Below are 21,141 nucleotides of genomic sequence, written 5' to 3'. Positions count from 1 at the left end.
GTTTCGCCTGAATGATGATATAATAGAGGAATCATGTAAAGATAATTGAGGTGGAAAAATGTTTCGTGGTTTTTATACAGCTGCTTCTGGAATGCTTGCTCAACAGCGTCGCACGGAAATGTTAACGAATAATATGTCTAATGCGAATACACCGGGTTACAAGGCCGATCAATCGTCTATGCGGGCATTCCCTGAAATGCTATTACAGCGAATAGACCAATCAACGGTACCGACAAAAAAGCGGTCAAACTTCAAGAATATGCAACCTATTGGAGCGCTTGGAACGGGTGTGTATATGCAAGAGACCCAGCCGTTGTTTATGCAGGGAGACTTACGGGAAACAGGATTGAAGACGGATGTTGCTATACTGGATGTGAATATGCCGGTCAATGAAGAGACGGGTCAGGCAGGAATGGTTTTTTATACGGTTCAAGGGGCAGATGGGCAAGCGCGCTACACCCGTAATGGAAACTTTACACAAGATGCAGATGGGTATTTAACAACAGCAAGCGGCTTATATGTTCTCGATCCTCAAGGAAACCGTATCCAGCTTACTTCTGATGAAATCGCTATTACAGAAGATGGACAGATTATGCAAGATGGACAGCCTGTTGGTCAAATCGGGCTTGGATACGCTGAAAATCCTAACCTTTTAATTAAACAGGGGGATGGATTGTTTCGTTTAGAGAATGGTGAACTTCCTAATGCTTATACACAAAATAATATTCAATTCCGCTTACAGCAAGGATTTTTAGAGGGATCGAACACAGATGCTGCTCGCACGATGACGGATATGATGACCGCCTACCGTTCGTTTGAAGCGAATCAGAAGGTGTTAACTGCTTACGACCGCAGTATGGAAAAGGCCGCCAATGAAATAGGCCGAGTGAACTAACCTCGGGAGGAACCTGTATGAATCAGACAATCATTACATCTGTTAATACGTTAAGTGAATTACAGAAAAAACTAGATATTATTAGCCATAATATTAGCAATGTCGATACAAATGGCTATAAGAGACGTGAAGCTACTTTCACTGAATTAATCAATCAAAATGTCAATAACATGCATCAAAATGACATCGGCCGATTAACGCCAAATGGTATTCGTGTCGGAACAGGGGCTAAGCTTGCTCAGTCTCAAATGGTCGGAACACAAGGGAACTTACAACAGACGGGACGTTCACTTGACTTTGCATTTTCTAAAGAAAAGCAATTTTTTAAAGTGCTTGTACAAGAAAATGGGCAGGGCAAAGTGCATTATACACGTGATGGTTCTTTTTCGCTTACACCTGTCAATGCAAATGAAGTGATGCTAGTGACGAGTGAAGGACGACCGGTATTAGATGAAAATAATCAGACGATCACCTTTAATCCGAACAATGGACCGATCACGTTAGAAGCGGGTGGCCGCCTTCGCGCAGGTGGTCAAACCTTTAACTTAGGGGTTGTGACGATCAACAAGCCTCAGTTCCTAGAACAAAAAGGGTCGAATTTATTGGCGCTTCCAGATAATCCAGCTGTTCCGGAAGAACAAATTTTGCAAAATTTAACGAATGCTGACCGCGGGGCTATTGCCTTGCAGCAAAGCACATTAGAAAAATCAAATGTTGATATGGGGAAGGAAATGGTTGATTTAACAAACGTCCAACGCGCTTACCAGTTCCAATCTCGCTCTATTTCGCTAGCTGACCAAATGATGGGACTTATCAACGGCTTACGCTAGAGAGGATTGGATGTATTGTCTGAACAAAAGAAAACAACGCAAACAAAAACACAGTTAACGCCTTTTGGACGTTTTATCGTGACTATGTTTTTTTTGTGGATAACCGCGACCATTGGAGCATTAATTGGCTACAGTGTGATTGGTAAAGGAAATCCAATCGAAGTATTTGATCCCCAAACGTGGATCCATTTAGTGGAAGTTTTATATCAGAGCTTTTTTTAAGGTGGGAAACAGTATGTTAGACATTCAGCAAATTAAAGAAATCATTCCGCATCGCTATCCGTTTTTACTCGTTGATCAAGTTCTTGAAGTAGAAGAAGGAAAACGAGCGGTCGGTATTAAAAATGTAACAGCAAATGAAGAATTTTTTAACGGTCACTTTCCTGATTACCCGGTGATGCCTGGCGTATTAATCGTGGAAGCATTAGCTCAAGTAGGGGCTATTGCGATGTTAATTAAAGAAGAGAATCGTGGAAAGCTCGGCTTTTTAGCTGGTATTGATCAGTGCCGCTTTAAACGTCAAGTCCGTCCAGGCGATCAGCTTCGATTAGAAGTGGAAATGCTTCGTTTCCGCGGAGTGATCGGCAAAGGAAAAGCGGTTGCGACAGTTAATGGCGAATTAGCTTGTGAAGCAGAAATTACATTTGCATTGAAATAAGAAACAAGTAGCTTATTGCTACTTGTTTTTTTGTGAATATTTTTCGAAAAGGTGGAAAAGCTACTTACAGATATTGAAAAATGAAGAAGGGAGCTTTTACTATGTACAAGAAACTGTTGCAATTGCTGGGAGGAGCGGCTTTAATCGCCATGATGCTAGTTGGATGTGCCACTGACAATGAGCCGCCAAACAACGATAACCAGGTGAATGATGAAGACAACGTCAAGGATAATAATGACGTGAATGACAATAATGATGTGAATGACAATAATAACGTGAAAGAAGATGTCAACGAGGAAATGAACAATGAGCATTATCCAGAATCAGAAGATAAGAATGTACCAGGTGACGGGGATATGACGAAAGATAACAATACACCAGTAGAAGATCCGATAGAAGATCAAAACGATATGAAAGATGCTGATAATAAAGATGAATAAGAAACAGGGCTACCATACCCTGTTTTTGTTTTGCGAAAAAAACTTTGTCAACTCTTTGGCAGTGTGATAAAGTAGAAGATATTATCAATTTATCGAAGTTCAGCTAGGACATTCTAGGAGGTACTTATTGTAAATGTTAAGCGACTTATCACAAGGAATTAAAATAAGTATCACACGTTCAATTACCACGGCATTTGAGCAATATATGGCTCAAATATTATGGGATGAAAATGCCTATAATTTTAAGGACTTTATGAATGAGTGGCAAAAATATATTAGCACCAGTTCTTCATGGTACAGCAAAGTGAGTGACGACATCAAATCTAGCCCTGAGTTTCATGAGGAATTAGCAGCTAAGATTAATGAAGTGGTCGAAAAGATATTTTCAGAAGCTCCAACAACCGAACAAATCGACACGCTCGATCAATTGCAAAAAGAACTCGGAACAGATTACGATTATTCCTATAAAGCGGAAGCCAAATTCTATATCGACTTTTTAACCGATCAGTTAAAAAAAAAGAACAATTAAGTCCAGCTGACGAAAAAGAATTAACTATCGCCGCTCTTCTTTACTATCATGTATACGATCAAGAACTGCCCAATCGATCATATAGTAAGCAGGACATTGAATATATTATCCAAAAGCTTCAACAAACTATTGAAACGGGAAAAGACGAACTGGTCTCACCCCACATACATTAAAGAGCTGCTCCATCATTGGGAGGGGCTCTTTGAACTGTGCGAATCACTTCTTTCGCACAACATATGAAATGCCTGGCTCAAGTAGCCAGGCATTTTGTTTTTTTTATCCCGCATTAACGGGCTGTAAGACCCCCATCCTCACATGGCAGAAGAAGCGTAGGCATGTAGGTAGGGGATCAACAGCCCGAATCCAGCTGCGGGCGTTAGAAGCTCGAGGTCACAAGTCAAATCGCTGATGAGGCAAAGAACGCCTCTTCAGTGATTCGCCTTGTGCTTGTCGCCTCTGAACGAACGCCCTCCGCTTTTTAAAGTAAACGCCCGATCCGTTCGGGCCTGCACGATGCGGGTTACAAAGGCGTTGCAACAGGATGTTGCGACTTTAGCCTTTGTTCTTCTTTTATCAGTGGGGGATGAAGAAAACCCCCACTGATTGAAGTTTCACTTTACTTATTTTCTTTTATGGCAGGGGCGTTGCGTCGTCGTTGCATAGATTGGTTGAAGGTTTCAATTAAAGCATCGCCTTCTATTCCTTCTTTGACTAGTTTTTCTAATGTTCGTTTCGCATATTCGGTTCGCATTTGTTGTAATCTTCCTTCAAGGAGAATGTTAATTCCGCTTTCGAGTGTTTTCATATCTCGCATCTCAGCTGTAAAGGTCGCTGGGTCGTTGTTGGGGTGGGAAATTAATACTTGGACGTTCATTTCATCTTCTTGTTTTTGATAGTGGGAGAATACTTCTTCATAGTCCTTACTCACAAATAATTCAATCAACCATGCTTGCTTGTCATCTTCTTTGTTAATAATTAAGCCATCGATTAGCTTGATCTCGCGTAATTGATTTGGTTCATTCAGAAAAAATCCAGCTACCTTAAAGGTTTTCATGAAAGGTCGAGCTCCTTTCTGTTTTAACAAAATTATATCATGTATCTAAAAATAACCAAACAAACGAGAAGTTTTCTAAAAAATGAAAACTCAATGATTTCCTACGTTTAGTATGGAGGAATACTACGTTTATTACTCAAAAGGACAATCAGGCGTAACAAATGAGACAACGAATGGATAATATCTCAAGTTTACTTCATATGAAATATTAAAGTATGATGAAGCCATCTTAGGAGAAGGGAGGGAACAATGATTATTAATCAGGTGACACTTGTTGGTCGATTGACAAAGAATCCCGAGATACGCTTTACGGCAGACGGTAGAGCGTTGCTAAATATGACGGTGGCTGTCAATCGTCCATATCGAAATCAAGATGGCTTATCACAGACAGATTTTATTTACTGCACCGTTTGGAACAAATCTGCTGAGAATACGGCTAAGTATTGTCAGAAAGGTTCGCTCGTTGGCGTGCTTGGGACCATTCAAACTCGCAATTATGACGATAAAGATGGGAAGCGGGTATATGCAACAGAAGTGATCGTCAATACGATCCGTTTCTTAGACAAGAAACGCAATGATTCCATAGAGTCTGACATGTTACCGATTTTGACCATACCATAAAGGGAGAAAAAAAGATGCCGCAATCTGAAAGGATATATGAGAGAAGACTGGAAGAAATGACGTATTGCCTCGGAAAAGCTCTAGTAAAAATCCGCGAATTAGAAGAAAGAGTAGCTAAATTAGAACAATCACACCTCCAAGAACATCCACAAAATCAATCTATTCCATGCTAATAAACGATCATGTACCTCCTCATATGAAGCTGAAAAGCTCTGCGCAACAAAACAGAACCTCCATTGCCGCCTCAAATATAATAGCCGGTTCTTCTCCTCAAGAACCGGCTATCTATCATGTTAATGTTAACAGCGCTTGTAAATCTTGATCGGATAATTCGGTTATCCATTGATCACTACTGATGATTTCATCGTTTAACGCCTGCTTCTTTTCAAGCATGCCATCAATTTTTTCTTCTAGCGTCCCTGTTGTAATCATTTTATGGACATGAACAAAGCGATTTTGACCAATTCGATAGGCGCGGTCCGTTGCTTGGTTTTCCACGGCAGGGTTCCACCAACGATCATAATGAATGACATGATTAGCCGCTGTTAAATTCAGTCCAGTGCCTCCTGCTTTTAACGAAAGCAAGAAGACAGGGAACTCGCCCTCCTGAAATTTCCTCACTAGCTGATCGCGTTGATCCTTAGAAGTACTTCCGTTTAAAAACGGAACCTTTACGTGAAAGCGCCTTTCAATTTCCTGCTGAATCATTTCTCCCATCCCAATATATTGAGTGAAGATTAAACACGCTTCTTTTCGTTCGATAATGTTTTCAATAAGCTCCATTAGCTTATTCATTTTCTCAGAACGTTCAACGATGTGATTCGGTAATTCTTCTTTTAAATATAGCGCTGGATGGTTACACAGCTGCTTAATTTTATTTAACATTTGCAAGATCAGCCCACGCCGCTCAAAGGCTGATAGCTTGCTAATCTCCCCCATCGTCTCATTGACGAGCTGCTCATACAGCACCGCTTGTTCCACCGTTAACGGACAATACTCCTTCTGCTCTAACTTATCCGGCAAATTCAGTTCTACTTCTGGGTCCGTTTTCGTCCGACGAAGTAAAAATGGGCGGATTTTCGATTGCAGCAGGTTGACTTTCTCTTTGTTGCTATCTTTCTCAATCGGCACAATATAATTTTTCTGAAATTGCTGCAAGCTGTTCAAGTAGCCGTGATTGGTAAAATCAAAGATTGCCCAAAGTTCCGATAAGCGGTTTTCCATTGGCGTTCCCGTTAAGGCGATATGATGCTTCCCTTTCAGCTTACGAATCGCTCTGGACTGTTTTGTATGGGCATTTTTAATATTTTGTGCTTCGTCTAAGGCGACGGTGCTCCATTCCATCAATGAGAGTGTATCGAAATCAAGATGAGATAGACCATAGGAAGTTAACACGACATCAGCGTCACGAGCCGTTGCTTGGAAGGCTTCTTCTTGCTCGCGATTGCTTCCATAATGAAGCATCACACGCAAATCAGGAGCAAATCGTTCTAACTCCTTTTGCCAGTTGCCGAGTACTGATGTTGGACAAATGATTAAAGCGGGTGCATCCGCTTGTTCTCGATCCTTTACATGAAGCAAATAAGAAATCAACTGAATCGTTTTTCCAAGCCCCATATCATCCGCTAAGCAAGCGCCGAATCCACAGGAGCGGAGAAACAGCATCCAGCTCATCCCAAACTGTTGATACGGCCTAAGCTCGGCTTGCAGCTTAGCTGGAGCGGGTTCAAGTGGGATGGTTGACACATCTTTTAGCTGTGCGATCATCTTTTTGAACGAACGATTTAAATCGATTTGAATTTGTGCGAAGAGGCGCGGATCAATGGCATCGTCCATTTGAGTTTCTTCTTCAGGTACTAACTCTTGCTCCAGCAAATCTTGTAAGCGCAAGCCTTCCTTCTTCGCTTTGCGCATCAGCCCTTGAATTTTTCGCACCATCTCAGGATCAAGCTGAATCCATTCCCCATTCACTTTCACAAGTCGACGGTTCTCTTCGGTGAGCTTTTCAAATTCATCCTCAGACAACTCCGCACCATTCATCGATAAACGCCAGTTGAAATCAAGAATGGCTTGTAAGCCAACAAAGGAAGGGCGATGGCTTACACTTTGTGACGACACCTTCGCAGATAATGAAAGCGAGGCTTTGCGAATCGATTCCCACCAAGCTGGCAGCAATATATGAACGCCAAGCTGCATCAATTTCTCACTCGTTTCTGTCAGGAATAAAAAAGCCAATTCCTCCGCTAGAAGCATTCGTAGCTCCCCATGTTCTTCAAGCCAAGGGAATACTCGTAGCCAGCGAGCTTTCTCAGCCTCTACTTCTGTTAAAAAAGGTGTCCAGCTTTTAGGCACTCGCCCGGTGAGGGGGTAGATTTTCTCCGCTTGCTTTTTATGGATAAGCACCGTTTCCAGCGTCCAATCCTCCCCATCCTCTGCGGGCTCAGTTAGTCGAAGACCGATATGAAAAGGGGTTTCGCTTTCTTCTTTACCGATCCATTCACGAAAGCGAGCTTTATCAAAATAGCGATTCAGTTCATCGGGCGTTAACGCAGTAGCTGCAAGCTGATGGAGCCGCTGGCGATTCGTCGCACTTTGGAACGCCTCTTCCGCACAATGTTGAAACAGCGTCGTCACTAGCTCGCGATTGCTCACATCTAATACATGCTCGTCCCAAAACGAAGAAGAGAATTCATCCCATACTGCATCGGGTACTTTCCATTGAATCTCCTCTTCTTGGAATTCAGGCAAAAACTCGCCGTCGACTACGGTTTCATATAGGACAGGGGCAGCGGCTAAGCTAAAGTGACCAAGTTCATTCCACTCCCAATGAATAAAGCGATTAAATTGCTCGCTTTGAAATAAAGTGACCCACTGCCAAGCTGAAAGCAATACGCCGATTTTACCTTCATAGGAAACGTGAGGCAGACGCGAGCCGTAGAAGCTTTCATCATGCCGCAAAAATAGCTGCTTGACCCATTGCTCAGGCGGGATATTTATACCGGTGTCATTTTCTGCATAGAGAAAAAACTGCTTACTTTCTGTCAAGGTCATATGGATCATCATTGTTCTCGTTCTAAACATCGATCAGCTTACCCTTTCTGCACTCTTCTTGAAACGCTCGCAAACGCTTCGTTTCTTCTAATAGTGCCGTTACATATTGTTCCCAGCGATCCGTTCGTTTTAGCTTTTTGTATAATGTTCGCAGTCGTTTTAAATAGCGGACGGCTTTTTTATAGCTATCACGGTTGCGTTGACTCACTAATAAATCAATTCCATGATGATACAGTGGAAGCACTTCCTGTGGGGCGAATTTTTGAGCTTCTTTTAAGCCTATGCGGTCTAGCTCGACTAAATCATAACCGATCCACGATTGCAGCTCGACCCATTCTTGGATTCGATCCATATTTAGTAAATACATACTTAAATCGGAATAACTATACGGAAGCATTCGCTCAAGTAAGCTTCTATATAGCAGAGGCTCTTTCATCATGAGCCACTCTTGATCACAATAAGTGAGCAGCCAATTCACAAACCGCCGACAATGAAAGCTATCCCCTAGCTGCTGTAAATAATGCTCAAGCTTTTGCTCAAGCAACGTTAACAGCATTCGCGCTTTTTCGTATTGTTTTAAAGAAAATACATCATGTAACCAAAACATATAGTATTCAAGCACATCTTCTTCAAGCTTGTTGGCTTCCTTTGCAAATAATTCAAGCTGATTCGACAACAGTAACTGGTGCAAATAAGCGATCGAAAGGACTACATCTTTCGGTTGTCTGCTCAATTGCTCCAGTCGTAATCGTTCCTCTTTTCGCCACGCTTCTCGTTTGAAAAGCTCATTCCATAAATGGCGATAAAGGTCGATTCGCTGTTCCGCAAATAGATGCCATTGAGGTGAAATGATGTCGGCTGTTTCTTGCTGTAAATAATGAATATAATCATCAAACTCAAAAGGGAGGGCATGGACACTTATGCTTGCAGCAGCGTCTGCGGCTTCTTCCACTAAGTAATATAAAAAGGAGGCCCCGGATCGTTGCCATAATTCTGGTGCTATATTCGAATCATTCAATAGCTTCATCATATACGTTAACAGACCAAAGTTTACATATAATTCATAGAGCGGTTGCCATTCTCGCTTGGAAGGCTTGTGCTTCAATAGCGTCTCAAGCACTTGTCTTCCTTCAGATTCTAGCGCATAAGGATTGCCTTTAATCACATCAACTGCCAGCTTTTCTCGCACAGTTCGATGCACCTTAGTCATCCAAGCTTCCGGCCCGTCTTCTGCTGTTACCCGATTGTTTAAAAGGTTGCTCGCCTTCATCACGCCAGGAATAGCGGTTAAATCGGCTTTTGAAGAGCGCCAATCCTTCAACCATTCATCAGCCACATCTATCTCTTCATATGCTTGAAAGAAGATGGCGATTTGATGGGGGCACCAAGACTCTTCCGTACAAGAACAAGTGCTGAATGACGGAAATTCCAGATCAAGTCCTACCTTATACAGCCCTTCATCCGTTAAAACTGAGCCAGATATAAGCCTTTCTGTCGCCATATTTACTTGGGCATGATTATTTTCAAGCAGCTCAAAGCCTTCGTTCACGATTTCCCGATCTTTAGGCAAGGCCGAGCTGAGCTCCAGCTTTAATTCTGAACCGAAAGCATCCAATCGTTCTTTCAGTATTTCACCGTTTTCATACATAGATAGGGCCTCCGTTCATGTTTATTCGTATCCCTCCATTATAAAACAAATCACTTAAATAAAAAATGTGAATCGCGTAAAAGCGAGAATGAACGAGAAATTTCAGTTATTTCTAAATAGTTTCATCTGCGTTACAAATATTAAATTTTTTTGGTAATGAAATCCAATCATTGTTGATTTCATCGCATCCTTGCCTGTAAAACTATTAATAGCTTAATAGAAGGGGATTTGATTTTAAAATGGATGTGTTAGAATGAAGGCAAATAAGAAAGGAGGGAATAATATGAATAAAAGTATTTTTATGGTATTTCTGTCGTTTCTTTTAGTCATTCCTACGTTGGGAATGAAAAGTACCGCATTTGCTGCTAGCACTTTTTCAGATGTGCCAAGTTCACATCGAGCAGCAAAAGAGATTTACTACTTAGCTGAGGGGGGCATTGTACAGGGGACATCGAGTTATCAATTTAGCCCTAACAAATCAGTTACACGCGCAGAAGCAGTCACGATGATTGGGCGTGCCCTTCAATTGGATGGCACACAGCGACCAACAAATTTTAAAGATGTTGGCTCCAGTTCGTTCGCTTCCGGTTATATTCAATCAGCTGTAGATAAAGGAATTGTTTCTGGATATAGTGATGGTCGTTTTTTACCGAACAAAACAGTGACACGCGGTGAAATGGCGATTATGATTTGTAGGGCGTTCGATTATCCATTTAATAATTCAAGTAGTGGAGCAGCTCAAGCTCTTATGTCTCGAGGGATTGCCGAAGGACTAGAAGACGGGTCTTTTGGTTATAGTGAACCAATGATTCGTGCCGATTTTTCCGTATTTTTAGCGAGAGCGATTAATCCTGATTTCCGTTTGAAAGCAAATACAGTCAAGTTCGATCAAAATCTTACGGTGAACGTAAATGATTTAAATGTAAGAACGGGACCGAATAATGCTTACGAAAAAGTTGGTTCATTAAATAAAGGAACGGCTGTAAAAGGAGCGTATTCGGTAGGAGCATGGTATTACATACAAGCTGGCTCTATTCAAGGTTTTGTACATGGAAATTACTTAGATGGTAAAGGGGGATCAGGAGGAGCGACGAATCCTACACCACCTCCAACGAAGCCACAACCACCAACAAGTAATGTCGATCCGCGAATTAAAGACCAAGTGATTGTGATTGATCCTGGTCATGGTGGAAAGGACCCTGGTGCAGTTGGTTACGGTATTAAAGAAAAAGATGTTGTACTAGCAACTGGTTTAAAAGTAAATGAGCTGTTCAAAAAGACACCTTTCCAAGTAAAGATGACGCGTTCGACAGATAAGTATGTATCCCTTAGTGGACGTGTAAGCTATGCAGAATCTGTGAAAGGAAACACATTTGTCAGCATCCATGCGAACGCAGCCAATGGAAAAGCTAGTGGATCAGAAACATATTACTATGCTGCTACTGCTAAAAGCAATCCGCATACAGCGGATAGTAAATTGCTAGCAACGAAGATTCAAAATCGTCTCGTTGCTGCATGGAATTTAACAGATCGTAAAACCAAACCAGGGGATTTCCATGTGCTTCGTGAGAACTCAATGCCAGCTGCTTTAGTGGAGCTAGGTTTCATTGACAACAAGAATGATAATGCGAAGCTAAAATCAGATTACTGGCAAAACGCAGCAGCTAAAGCGATTTATTATGGCGTTTTAGATTACTATAAAGCAAAAGGCTATAAAGTCGACTCGTTATATTCTGTAGCAAAATAGTAAATAAAATAACATATTATAATAGTGGTATTCACATTAAAAATAAAAGGGGGACTTTCATAGTCTCCCTTTCTTTTGTTCCCTAGATGAAGCATTAGACCGAATGATCAAACGATAAAAACAAATTATTTAAATAAAAAATGTGAATCGCGTAAAAGCAAGAGTAAGCACGAAATTTCAGTTATTTCTAAACATTTCAATCAGGTTACGAATATTAAATTTTCTTAGTAACGGAAACCATAAACTACTGATTTCATCACATTATTCCATGTAACCTATATTAATAGCCTCATAGAAGGGGATTTGATTTTAAAATAGATATGTTAGAATGAAGGCAAATAAAAGGGAGGTACAATTGTGAAGAAAAGGGTTTTTTTAATCTTTTTGTCATGTCTTTTAGTCATGCCTATATTGGGCTTAAAAAGCAAAGCATTTGCTGCTAGTACTTTTTCAGATGTGCCAGATTCACACCGAGCAGCAAAAGAGATTTATTATTTATCTAAGGGGGGCATTGCACAGGGGTCATCGAGTTATCAATTTAGCCCTAACAAATCAGTTACACGCGCAGAAGCAGTCACGATGATTGGGCGTGCCCTTCAATTAGATGGTACACAGCGACCAACAAGCTTTAAAGATGTTGGTTCAGGGTCATTCGCTTCTGGTTATATTCAATCAGCTGCGGACAAAGGAATTGTTTCCGGATATGGGGATGGTAGTTTTTTACCGAACAAAGTAGTAACACGCGGTGAAATGGCGCTCATGATTTGTAAGGCGTTTGAGTATCCATTTAATAATTCAACTAGTGGAGCAGCTCAAGCTCTTATGTCTCGAGGGATTGCCCAAGGACTAGCAGACGGGTCTTTTGGTTATGATGAACCAATGATTCGTGCCGATTTTTCCGTGTTTTTAGCGAGAGCGATTAATCCTGATTTCCGTTTGAAAGCAAATACAGTCAAGTTCGATCAAAATCTTACGGTGAACGTAAATGATTTAAATGTAAGAACGGGACCGAATAATGCTTACGAAAAAGTTGGTTCATTAAATAAAGGAACGGCTGTAAAAGGAGCGTATTCGGTAGGAGCATGGTATTACATACAAGCTGGCTCTATTAAAGGTTTTGTACATGGAAATTACTTAGATGGTAAAGGGGGATCAGGAGGAGCGACGAATCCTACACCACCTCCAACGAAGCCACAACCACCAACAAGTAATGTCGATCCGCGAATCAAAGACCAAGTGATTGTGATTGATCCTGGTCATGGCGGAAAGGACCCTGGTGCAGTTGGTTACGGTATTAACGAAAAAGATGTTGTATTAGCAACTGGTTTAAAAGTAAATGAGCTGTTCAAAAAGACACCTTTCCAAGTGAAGATGACTCGTTCCACAGATAAGTATGTATCCCTTAGTGGACGTGTAAGCTATGCAGAATCTGTGAAAGGTAACACATTTGTCAGCATCCATGCGAATGCAGCCAATGGATCTGCTAGTGGATCAGAAACATATTACTATGCTGCTAAAAGCAATCCGCATACAGCAGATAGTAAATTGCTAGCAACGAAGATTCAAAATCGTCTCGTCGCTGCTTGGAATTTAAAAGATCGTGGAGTCAAATCAAAGAGTTTACATGTGCTTCGTGAGAACTCAATGCCAGCTGCTTTAGTGGAGCTAGGTTTCATTGACAACAAGAATGATAATGCGAAGCTAAAGTCAGACTACTGGCAAAACGCAGCAGCTAAAGCGATTTATTATGGCGTTTTAGATTACTATAAAGCAAAAGGCTATAAAGTCGACTCGTTATATTCTGTAGCAAAATAGTAAAAAAAATAAAATATAATAATGGTCGCATTCACGTTAAAATAAAAGGGAGACTTCAATAGTCTTCCTTTTATTTTTTACAAACAGAGAGGTGAACAAGGTGAGACAGACAAAGTATCTTCTACTATTCTTCGTTGCATTATTCTTCTTTTCTATTTCCCCATCAATTTCTAAGGCAAACACGACGGAAGCTAAGGGAGCAATCGTGTTTTTTCATGATGAAGTTAATCATGCGTTATTAGAAGAAAATACGGAAGGGATTAATTTTATTTTTGATGAATTACCTGCAGCAGCAGTGGATGTGACGGATGAACAGAAAAAACTGCTTGCAAGTCATCCAGAAATTCAAATGATTCAATATGACGAGCCAGTAGAAAAAAGCGGACAAGTGGTTCCGTGGGGTTATAAAATGGTCGGAGCTGACAAGCGTGTTCCATCGACACTAAGCGGTAAAGGTGTCAAAATTGGTATTATTGATTCAGGTATCGATACGAAGCATCCTGACCTGCAAGTGGCAGGAGGAGCTTGCATGATGAAGATTCTCGATGTGAGAGGTTGCAGTAATTCCTACAATGACGATGCAGGACACGGCACTCATGTCGCAGGCGTCATCGGTGCCAAAAATAACAACGTTGGAGTAGTTGGTGTGGCCCCACAAGCCCAGCTCTATTCGATTAAAGTATTAGATAAGAATGGACTAGGCACGATTTCAACCGTTATGGCAGGTATTGAGTGGGGAATTAAACACGACATGGATGTGTTAAATATTAGTATTACATCCCCTGACTATAATGAAGCATTAGAACGAATGGTGAAACAAGCTTATGATAGCGGTCTAATCATTGTAGCAGCGGCTGGAAATGAAGGTCCACCATGGTCAGGAGAACAATCTTCCGTTCAGTATCCAGCCAAGTTCAATGAAGTCATTGCCGTCTCGTCAATTGATGAAAAAAAACAATATGGAGAACTTTCTTCTATTGGTAGCGAGGTGGAACTTGCCGCACCAGGAGAAAATATTTACAGTACCGTTCCATCTTCATTCAATGCGAGCGGTTATGATGTGATGTCTGGTACATCGATGGCCACACCTTATGTGACAGGCTTAGTGGCACTATATAAAGAGAAATATCCAGAAATGACTAATCGTCAAATTCGAACTTTACTACAGAAAAATGCTATTGATCTTGGCGCTAGAGGTCGTGACAGTTATTACGGCTATGGGCTTGCTCAAATGGACAAAAAACCATCGAGTGAAGAAGTGATCGTTCCATATACAACGGATGGACAAGGTAAAATCACCCTTGATACAAGTCAATTAGTCAATAAATACAAAAGCTTTAACATTTATCGTTCAGGAAAATTAATTGCAAAAAATGTGACAGATCCTACAGTTGTCGACTACGCCACAAAAGGGAGCATTCAATATCGATTTTACCCAGCGACTGCTCCAACTTCAGGGATCGATTTTGTGAACTTACAAGTGAATAATGCTGGACCTGTATTTAAGGATCTGTCACTTTCTCAATGGTACAATCGCTACATGATGTATTTATATCATCAAAAGATTTTGCAAGGTTATCCAGACAACACGATTCGGCCAACTAAACTCCTTACACGTGGAGAGGCTGCTATCTTAATTGGGAGAGCTATTGACGTTGATACGTCCAAGCCACCAACCACGTTTAAAGATGCAAAAGCGGGTGTTAGTGCCCCGTATATCGAAGCACTAGCCACGCAAAACATCGTAAGCGGTTATCCTGATGGTACATTCCGTCCAAATGAACAAGTCACACGTTCACAAATGGCCATTCTTATTGCCAAAGCTTACGAAATTGCCCCTGAAACAAGCAGCAGCTTTAAAGACATTAATTCAAATGTAACAGGCAGCGAGTATATTAATGCATTGGCTGCACAAAACATCGTAAGCGGCTACCCTGATGGCACCTTCCGACCATATGGAACCATCGACCGTGCTAGCTTCTCTGTTTTCTTAGCAAAAGCTGACAACGAAGACTTAAGAATAACAAAATAATGAAAGAAGCTGTCCATCATATGGGCAGCTTTTTTGTGTCTCGGCGACGATTAGTCGGGGAAGAGGAGAAATCAGTCGCAAGAGCTCCAAGCTACGAAGAATAGCTTCGTAAATTTACTATATTTAATAATTTATAACTGCCATAAACTAACTAAAATATTTCATAGTTAATCATTTTTGTAACATAACTGACTAATAAATATTTCAATGATTTAATGATAAAGAAATCACATGACATATTGCTGGAAAAGGTTGATTTAACAGGCTTTTTTTTGATTACATGACGAAATAACAATGTAATGGAACCGTAAACGCAAGAGAGGTATATTTTTGTTAAGATAACATCAATAGCATACGAAGGAAGTATTTTAGGAGGTTAATGAGTGAGTAAATATAGGGGGTTTTTGGGTTTTTCTATTGTTTTTTTACTTGCATTGACATTTTTTCTACCAATATCACACACGAAAGCAGCATCGCTTGGGGAGTCAATGGTAAGCTACGGGAAGAAGTTTATGGGGGTACCTTATGTGTTTGGTGGAACCACACCAAAGGGTTTTGATTGTTCAGGATTCACTCAGTATGTTTACAAGCATCATGGAGTATCCATTCCACGAACAACAGGAGAGCAATATAGCGTAGGAACTTCTGTCGCCAAGAGTGAATTAAAGCCCGGGGATTTAGTTTTCTTTAAAAATACATACAAGCAGGGTATTTCACATGTAGGTATTTATGCAGGAAATAACCAAGTGTTAAACGCAACGACGAGCAAAGGAATTGATCTTGTTTCTTTAAGTAATTCTTATTGGGGTCCGAAATATGCAGGGGCTAAACGTCTAGTGGATGGTAAGTTCAATGATGTATCAAAAAGTAATCAAGCCTATGAAGCGATTGAAGACTTAACTGATAAAAACATCATTCAAGGCTTCGATGATTATTCTTTTAAACCGGATGATCCTATTACACGTGGACAAGCAGCCGCTCTCATTAACCGAGAGTTAAAGCTGCAACCGAAAAATATTTCTTATTTTAAAGATGTACCCTCAACTAATCGATTTGCAAAGGATATTGCGGCCATGCGTGAAGCCGAAATTATTAGTGGTTACCCCGATCAAACCTATCGACCGAACAACTACATTACTCGAACGGAAATGGCAGTTATTTTACAGCGAGCATTTGAATTACAGCTAGGAAGTGCAGCAGCAGCAGAAAATAAATACAAGGACATTTCTTCTAGTTATTGGGCTCATGACGCGATTGTAGCGATGAAAGCAATTGATGAAACAGGCGTGTTTAAGACGTCGAATTACTACGGATCTGACCGCGCTACTCGCGCTGTATTCTCGGCTGCTCTCTATAACGCTATGAACTTTTAGTCTTGGAATCTTTCCAAGACTTTTTTAAGAGATTACAAAAAAATCTAAATATCTCTTAATTTATCATAATATATCCGATAGAATAAGAGAGTATGAAAAAATGCGCATTGAAAGGAGTACCATCTTTTATGCAAAAAAAGTTTTTTGCCGTAATTATGTCGCTAGTTTTGTTATTTCCATTTCTATCGCCTTTAAACGCAAAAGCAGATGATATTACTGGAATAACACTGGAAAAAGAAATGCGAGCAATGGTAGAGGCGGGCGTTATGCAAGGCTATGGCGACGGCATCTATAAACCAAACCAACAAGTAACAAGAGCAGAATTTGCAACCTTTATTTCTAGGGCATTGAAACTTCCAGAAGGAGCATCGACTTTTCCGGATGTCCCAAAAAGCTCTAAGCTTTCCTACGGAGTGAATGCAGCGGCAGCAGCGAAGATTGTCAATGGATACTCGGATGGAAAGTTTCATCCAGAACTTCCTATTACAAGAAAAGATATGGCGTTGATGATCAATAATGCGCTAAATTATTTAAATGTAGATACGACATATGATAAATCAAGTTTTTCGGATACTGCAGAATTGAGTTCCACTCATAAGAATGCCATTGATAAAAGTGTTTCACTTAAGATCATATCAGGCTTTCCAGATAATACATTCCGTCCAAATGATCAAGCGACACGTGCTCAAGCATCGGCATTTATTTACCGCATGCTAGAAGCAGTGGAAAATCTGAATGGGGGAGGAACAACGCCACCTAAGCCAGAACCAATTAAACCTTATCAAGTGGCGAATGTCGACTCAACTGGAAAATTAACTTACGCTTCGACTTCCTATGACTCTTTTGAAGAAGCAAAGCGTGCGATGACAAGCCAAGGGCAAGAAGTGGTGACACTCAATCAAAAAATTATTTACATGAAAGAGAACAGCGGGGTAGTATATGCGAAGTCAAAATCGGCGTCAACCGTCAACTTATATACAGATCCGTCATTCAAAACGGCAAAAACGTATGTATCTAGCTCTTCTACATACGGCTCAACTGAATTACAGTATGTGACATCCACTGATCAGTACGTTCAAGTGTATCTCGGTGGGGAAAACTACTATATGAAGCCAGCCGATGCTCTGCTTGTACCATTTGAGGGAGCGAAAAATCTTAGTTACTTTAAAAATGTCAACGGTTCACTAGTTCACTCTACTGGTAACGGTTCATACACTGCGGGTGTAGCTCCTTCGTTTATGAGTAGTAACCAGAAATATTACAGCTGGGACGGTTTCACTTTTTATAACGAACAAGGAAATAAGGTAGGCACAGCTTATCAATATTTCCAATTTTTATCAGCAAGAACAACATCGAACTATACAGCTGCTGAACTAGATAGCTATATTATGAAAGTTCTAGCTGAAAAAGAAGCAACAGGTCTTGCGAAGTATAAAGATGCCACAAAGAAAAGTAAGATCATTGGCTTGGGTTCTACATTGAAAAAAGTAGAAGCAGAAAAACGAGTTAACGCTCTAATGATCTTAGGGATGGCTACGCATGAAAGTGATTATGGAATGAGTGAACACGCTTTAAAGAACAATAATTTGTTTGGATTAAAAGTGTATGATAGTGCGCCTGACAAAGGAGCAAAATTTGATAAACCACAAGACAGTGTAGTGGCCTTAGTCAACGATTACATGAACCTAGCAACAGGCGGCTACTTAATGCCAAATACATGGCGAGCATACGGTAGCGCACCAGGAACAAAAGCAAACGGCATTAATGTCAAATACGCTTCCGACGCATGGTGGGGCGCAAAATTGGGCGGTCACATGTATCGCATTGATCAAGCCCTTGGCGGCAAGGACTTTGGTAAATATCAACTCGGCATTACGAACACAGAAGGATTGAACGTTCGCCACACACCAAATGGCAACATTCAGTATCAGTACAAACTAAAAGGCATGCCAGTTGCTTACCTCGGTAGCCCAACAACAAGTGCAGGAACGACTTGGCAAAAAATCGTCTCAGACGATCTGAAATACAAAGAAGGCTATGTTAATTCTCGCTACTTAACAACACTACCAATTGCAAAGTAAGTCAAAAAACCTTTAAAGCGGCCGCTTTAAAGGTTTTTTGCTGTTAGATCCGCTGCTCGTGGATGAGGAATCAGTCGCCGGAGCGCCACTTTCGGTCAGAGGGAGTGGAGAATCAGTCGGGAATCGCTCCGAATCGGTCGGGAATCCGGAAAAATCGGTCGCGCGGAACAAGCAATCAGTTGCAACCCTACCTGAATACGAATCACCTTCAACTTTCAGTATTAGTCTTGGAACCTTTCCAAGACTTTTTAAACAACTATATAACAAATATGTAACAAGTATCTAACAAATGTTATTTTACTCTTAATTTAGTATATATTGTCCGATAGAATAAGAAGGTATGAAAAAAATGGGTATGGAAAGGGGTACCATCTTTTATGCAAAGAAAGTTTTTTGCCGTGATTATGTCACTGGTTTTATTATTTCCATTGCTATCTCCTTTAAAAGCAAAAGCGGATGATATTACTGGAATAACGTTAGAAAAAGAACTTCGGGCTATGATAGAAGCGGGTGTTATTCAAGGTTATGATGATGGAAGTTATAAGCCAGACCAAAAAGTAACAAGAGGAGAATTTGCGACTTTTATCGCTAGAGCACTAGAGCTTCCAGAAGGAGAGTCGGTTTTTTCTGATGTGCCATCGAGTTCTTCGATTTCCTACGGAGTGAATGCAGCGGCTGCAGCGAAAATTGTCAACGGAAATTCCAATGGGCAATTTAATCCAGAATCACTCATTACAAGAAAAGATATGGCTTTAATGATCAGCAATGCCTTAGATTATTTGAAAGTAGACGCTACGTATACAGAATCTAGTTTTACTGATATTAGCGAATTAAGCACTGCTCATAAAGAGGCTATTAATAAAAGTGCTGCACTTAAGATCATTTCAGGCTATGACGAACACACTTTTGGCCCAGACCAAGATGCCTCTCGTGCTCAAGCAGCGGCATTCATTTATCGTTTGTTAGAAGCGACAGGTGACCTGGAGACACGGTCATCTCAGCCAAATGTAAGCCCTCAAGCAGCGAAACCTTATCGAGTCGCGAATGTTGATTCGAGGGGGAAATTAGCTCACACATCGAATTCTTATAAGTCTTTCGAAGAAGCAAAGCGTGCGATGACGAGCCAAAAGAAAGAAGTTGTCACGCTCAATCAAAAAATTATTTATATGAAAGAGAACAGCGGATTAGTGTATGCGAAGCCAAAATCGGCGTCAACCGTTAACTTATATACAGATCCGTCATTCAAAAATGCGAAAACCTATGTATCTAGCTCTGCTACATATGGTACGACAGAATTAAAGTATGTGACATCCACTGATAAGTACGTGAAAGTGCAACTCGGCGGGGAAGATTACTATATGAAGCCAACGGATACTCTGCTTGTTCCATTTGAAGGTGCGAAAGGTCGCAGTTACTATAAAAATGTGAATGGCGAGCTTGTTCATTACCTTTATAATTATGATAAGAAGAACTACGGTTCATATAGTGCAGGCGTAGCCCCGTCATTTATGCGCAGCAATCAGAAATATTACAGCTTTGACGGTGCCAATTTTTATAATGAACAAGGAAAAAAGGTAGGTACAGCCTATCAATATTTCCAATTTCTATCCGCAAGAACAACAACAAACTACACAGCTGCTCAACTAGACAGCTATATTAAGAAAGTTCTAGCTGAAAAAGAAGCAACAGGTCTTGCGAGTTATAAAGGTGCTACGAAGAAAAGCAAGCTCATTGGCCTTGGTAAAACGCTGAAAAAAGTAGAAGCGGAAAAACGTGTGAATGCGCTGATGATTCTAGCGATGGCAATACACGAAAGTAATTATGGTATGAGCGAACATGCACAAAAGAATAATAACTTATTTGGAATCGCTGTGTACGATAGCACACCAGGCAAAGGAGCAACCTTTGCTTCACCGGCTGAAAGTATATACGCATTAGCGAATCAATATTTAAATGGCAAAGCTGACTGGAGAGGTGGCTACTTAATGCCGAACACATGGCGAGCATATGGTAGCGCACCAGGAACAAAAGCAAGCGGCATTACTGTTAAGTATGCTTCCGATGCATGGTGGGGTGCAAAAGTGGGCGGACATATGTATCGCATTGACAAAGCCCTTGGGCGTAAAGACTTTGGCAAATATCAACTAGGCGTAACAAACACAACAGGCCTCAATGTTCGAAGCAAGCCAAACGGCAATATCCAATATCAATACAAACTAAAAGGCATGCCAGTTGCCTACCTTGGTAACCCAACGACAAGTGCAGGAGCAACTTGGCAAAAAATTGTCTCAGACGATCTGAAATACAAAGAAGGCTATGTTAATTCTCGCTACTTAACAAAACTACCAATCGCAAAGTAAGTCAAAA

Annotated in this window: 17 protein-coding genes; 14 read left to right on the top strand and 3 right to left on the bottom strand. The window is 40.8% G+C overall.

The annotated features are described in order from the left end of the window. The first annotated feature begins 58 nt into the window (after nt 1-58). The 6 genes from WDJ61_RS17170 to WDJ61_RS17145 all read left to right on the top strand — a co-directional run bounded on the left by WDJ61_RS17170 (nt 59) and on the right by WDJ61_RS17145 (nt 3,352). On the top strand, nt 59-895 hold the full coding sequence (locus WDJ61_RS17170) for a flagellar hook-basal body protein (RefSeq protein WP_338751954.1): 837 nt from the start codon (nt 59-61) through the stop codon (nt 893-895). A gap of 17 nt (nt 896-912) precedes the next feature. Then, nucleotides 913-1,725: a flagellar hook-basal body protein gene (locus tag WDJ61_RS17165; protein ID WP_338751952.1), complete on the top strand. Its 813-nt coding sequence runs from the start codon at nt 913-915 to the stop codon at nt 1,723-1,725. Nucleotides 1,726-1,740: 15 nt separating this feature from the next. Further along, on the top strand, nt 1,741-1,947 hold the full coding sequence (locus WDJ61_RS17160; RefSeq protein ID WP_338751950.1) for a DNA-directed RNA polymerase subunit beta: 207 nt from the start codon (nt 1,741-1,743) through the stop codon (nt 1,945-1,947). 13 nt (nt 1,948-1,960) lie between these two features. Then, nucleotides 1,961-2,383 (top strand): 3-hydroxyacyl-ACP dehydratase FabZ, encoded by a 423-nt coding sequence (gene fabZ, locus WDJ61_RS17155; protein ID WP_094833645.1) that lies wholly within the window; start codon nt 1,961-1,963, stop codon nt 2,381-2,383. A 101-nt stretch (nt 2,384-2,484) separates the two neighbouring features. Then, nucleotides 2,485-2,823, top strand: a complete 339-nt coding sequence (locus tag WDJ61_RS17150; RefSeq protein ID WP_338751944.1) for a hypothetical protein — start codon at nt 2,485-2,487, stop codon at nt 2,821-2,823. Nucleotides 2,824-2,956: 133 nt separating this feature from the next. Continuing rightward, entirely contained in the window at nt 2,957-3,352 is a 396-nt protein-coding gene (locus WDJ61_RS17145) for a hypothetical protein (protein ID WP_338751942.1), read from the top strand. Between the two features lie 616 nt (nt 3,353-3,968). On the opposite strand, the gene WDJ61_RS17140 is transcribed toward WDJ61_RS17145, so the two are convergent. After that, nucleotides 3,969-4,406, bottom strand: coding sequence for a YwpF family protein (locus tag WDJ61_RS17140; RefSeq protein WP_338751940.1), 438 nt, complete (start codon nt 4,404-4,406; stop codon nt 3,969-3,971). Nucleotides 4,407-4,658: 252 nt separating this feature from the next. On the opposite strand from WDJ61_RS17140, the gene WDJ61_RS17135 reads away from it, so the two are divergent. Continuing rightward, nucleotides 4,659-5,027: a single-stranded DNA-binding protein gene (locus WDJ61_RS17135; protein WP_338754828.1), complete on the top strand. Its 369-nt coding sequence runs from the start codon at nt 4,659-4,661 to the stop codon at nt 5,025-5,027. Nucleotides 5,028-5,041: 14 nt separating this feature from the next. Further along, on the top strand, nt 5,042-5,200 hold the full coding sequence (locus tag WDJ61_RS17130) for a hypothetical protein (RefSeq protein ID WP_338751939.1): 159 nt from the start codon (nt 5,042-5,044) through the stop codon (nt 5,198-5,200). A 115-nt stretch (nt 5,201-5,315) separates the two neighbouring features. Here the strand turns inward: WDJ61_RS17130 and WDJ61_RS17125 are convergent, their stop codons facing one another. Both WDJ61_RS17125 and WDJ61_RS17120 read right to left on the bottom strand, forming a co-directional pair. Beyond that, nucleotides 5,316-8,108 (bottom strand): DEAD/DEAH box helicase, encoded by a 2,793-nt coding sequence (locus WDJ61_RS17125; RefSeq protein ID WP_338751937.1) that lies wholly within the window; start codon nt 8,106-8,108, stop codon nt 5,316-5,318. Next, a complete protein-coding gene (locus WDJ61_RS17120) occupies nt 8,101-9,726 on the bottom strand; it encodes a hypothetical protein (RefSeq protein ID WP_338751935.1) in 1,626 nt (541 codons plus the stop codon). The genes WDJ61_RS17125 and WDJ61_RS17120 overlap by 8 nt, the downstream gene beginning before the upstream one ends. Before the next feature lie 283 nt (nt 9,727-10,009). Between WDJ61_RS17120 and WDJ61_RS17115 the strand changes: the two genes are divergently transcribed. The 6 genes from WDJ61_RS17115 (at nt 10,010) to WDJ61_RS17090 (ending at nt 21,134) form a co-directional block, all read left to right on the top strand. After that, a complete protein-coding gene (locus WDJ61_RS17115) occupies nt 10,010-11,473 on the top strand; it encodes an N-acetylmuramoyl-L-alanine amidase (protein ID WP_338751933.1) in 1,464 nt (487 codons plus the stop codon). A gap of 357 nt (nt 11,474-11,830) precedes the next feature. After that, the gene (locus tag WDJ61_RS17110; RefSeq protein WP_338751931.1) at nt 11,831-13,288 is read left to right on the top strand and encodes an N-acetylmuramoyl-L-alanine amidase; all 1,458 of its coding nucleotides are present in this window, start codon (nt 11,831-11,833) and stop codon (nt 13,286-13,288) included. A 100-nt stretch (nt 13,289-13,388) separates the two neighbouring features. Continuing rightward, nucleotides 13,389-15,320: a S8 family peptidase gene (locus WDJ61_RS17105; RefSeq protein WP_338751929.1), complete on the top strand. Its 1,932-nt coding sequence runs from the start codon at nt 13,389-13,391 to the stop codon at nt 15,318-15,320. Nucleotides 15,321-15,703: 383 nt separating this feature from the next. After that, nucleotides 15,704-16,693, top strand: a complete 990-nt coding sequence (locus WDJ61_RS17100; protein ID WP_338751927.1) for a C40 family peptidase — start codon at nt 15,704-15,706, stop codon at nt 16,691-16,693. A 128-nt stretch (nt 16,694-16,821) separates the two neighbouring features. Then, nucleotides 16,822-18,774 (top strand): S-layer homology domain-containing protein, encoded by a 1,953-nt coding sequence (locus WDJ61_RS17095; RefSeq protein WP_338751925.1) that lies wholly within the window; start codon nt 16,822-16,824, stop codon nt 18,772-18,774. 377 nt (nt 18,775-19,151) lie between these two features. Further along, on the top strand, nt 19,152-21,134 hold the full coding sequence (locus tag WDJ61_RS17090; RefSeq protein ID WP_338751923.1) for an S-layer homology domain-containing protein: 1,983 nt from the start codon (nt 19,152-19,154) through the stop codon (nt 21,132-21,134). The last annotated feature ends 7 nt before the right edge of the window (nt 21,135-21,141 follow it).

It is taken from the genome of Bacillus sp. FJAT-52991 (genome assembly GCF_037201805.1).
GTDB classification, from domain to species: domain Bacteria; phylum Bacillota; class Bacilli; order Bacillales; family Domibacillaceae; genus Bacillus_CE; species Bacillus_CE kandeliae.
This window is presented reverse-complemented; position numbering and strand designations above follow the sequence as displayed.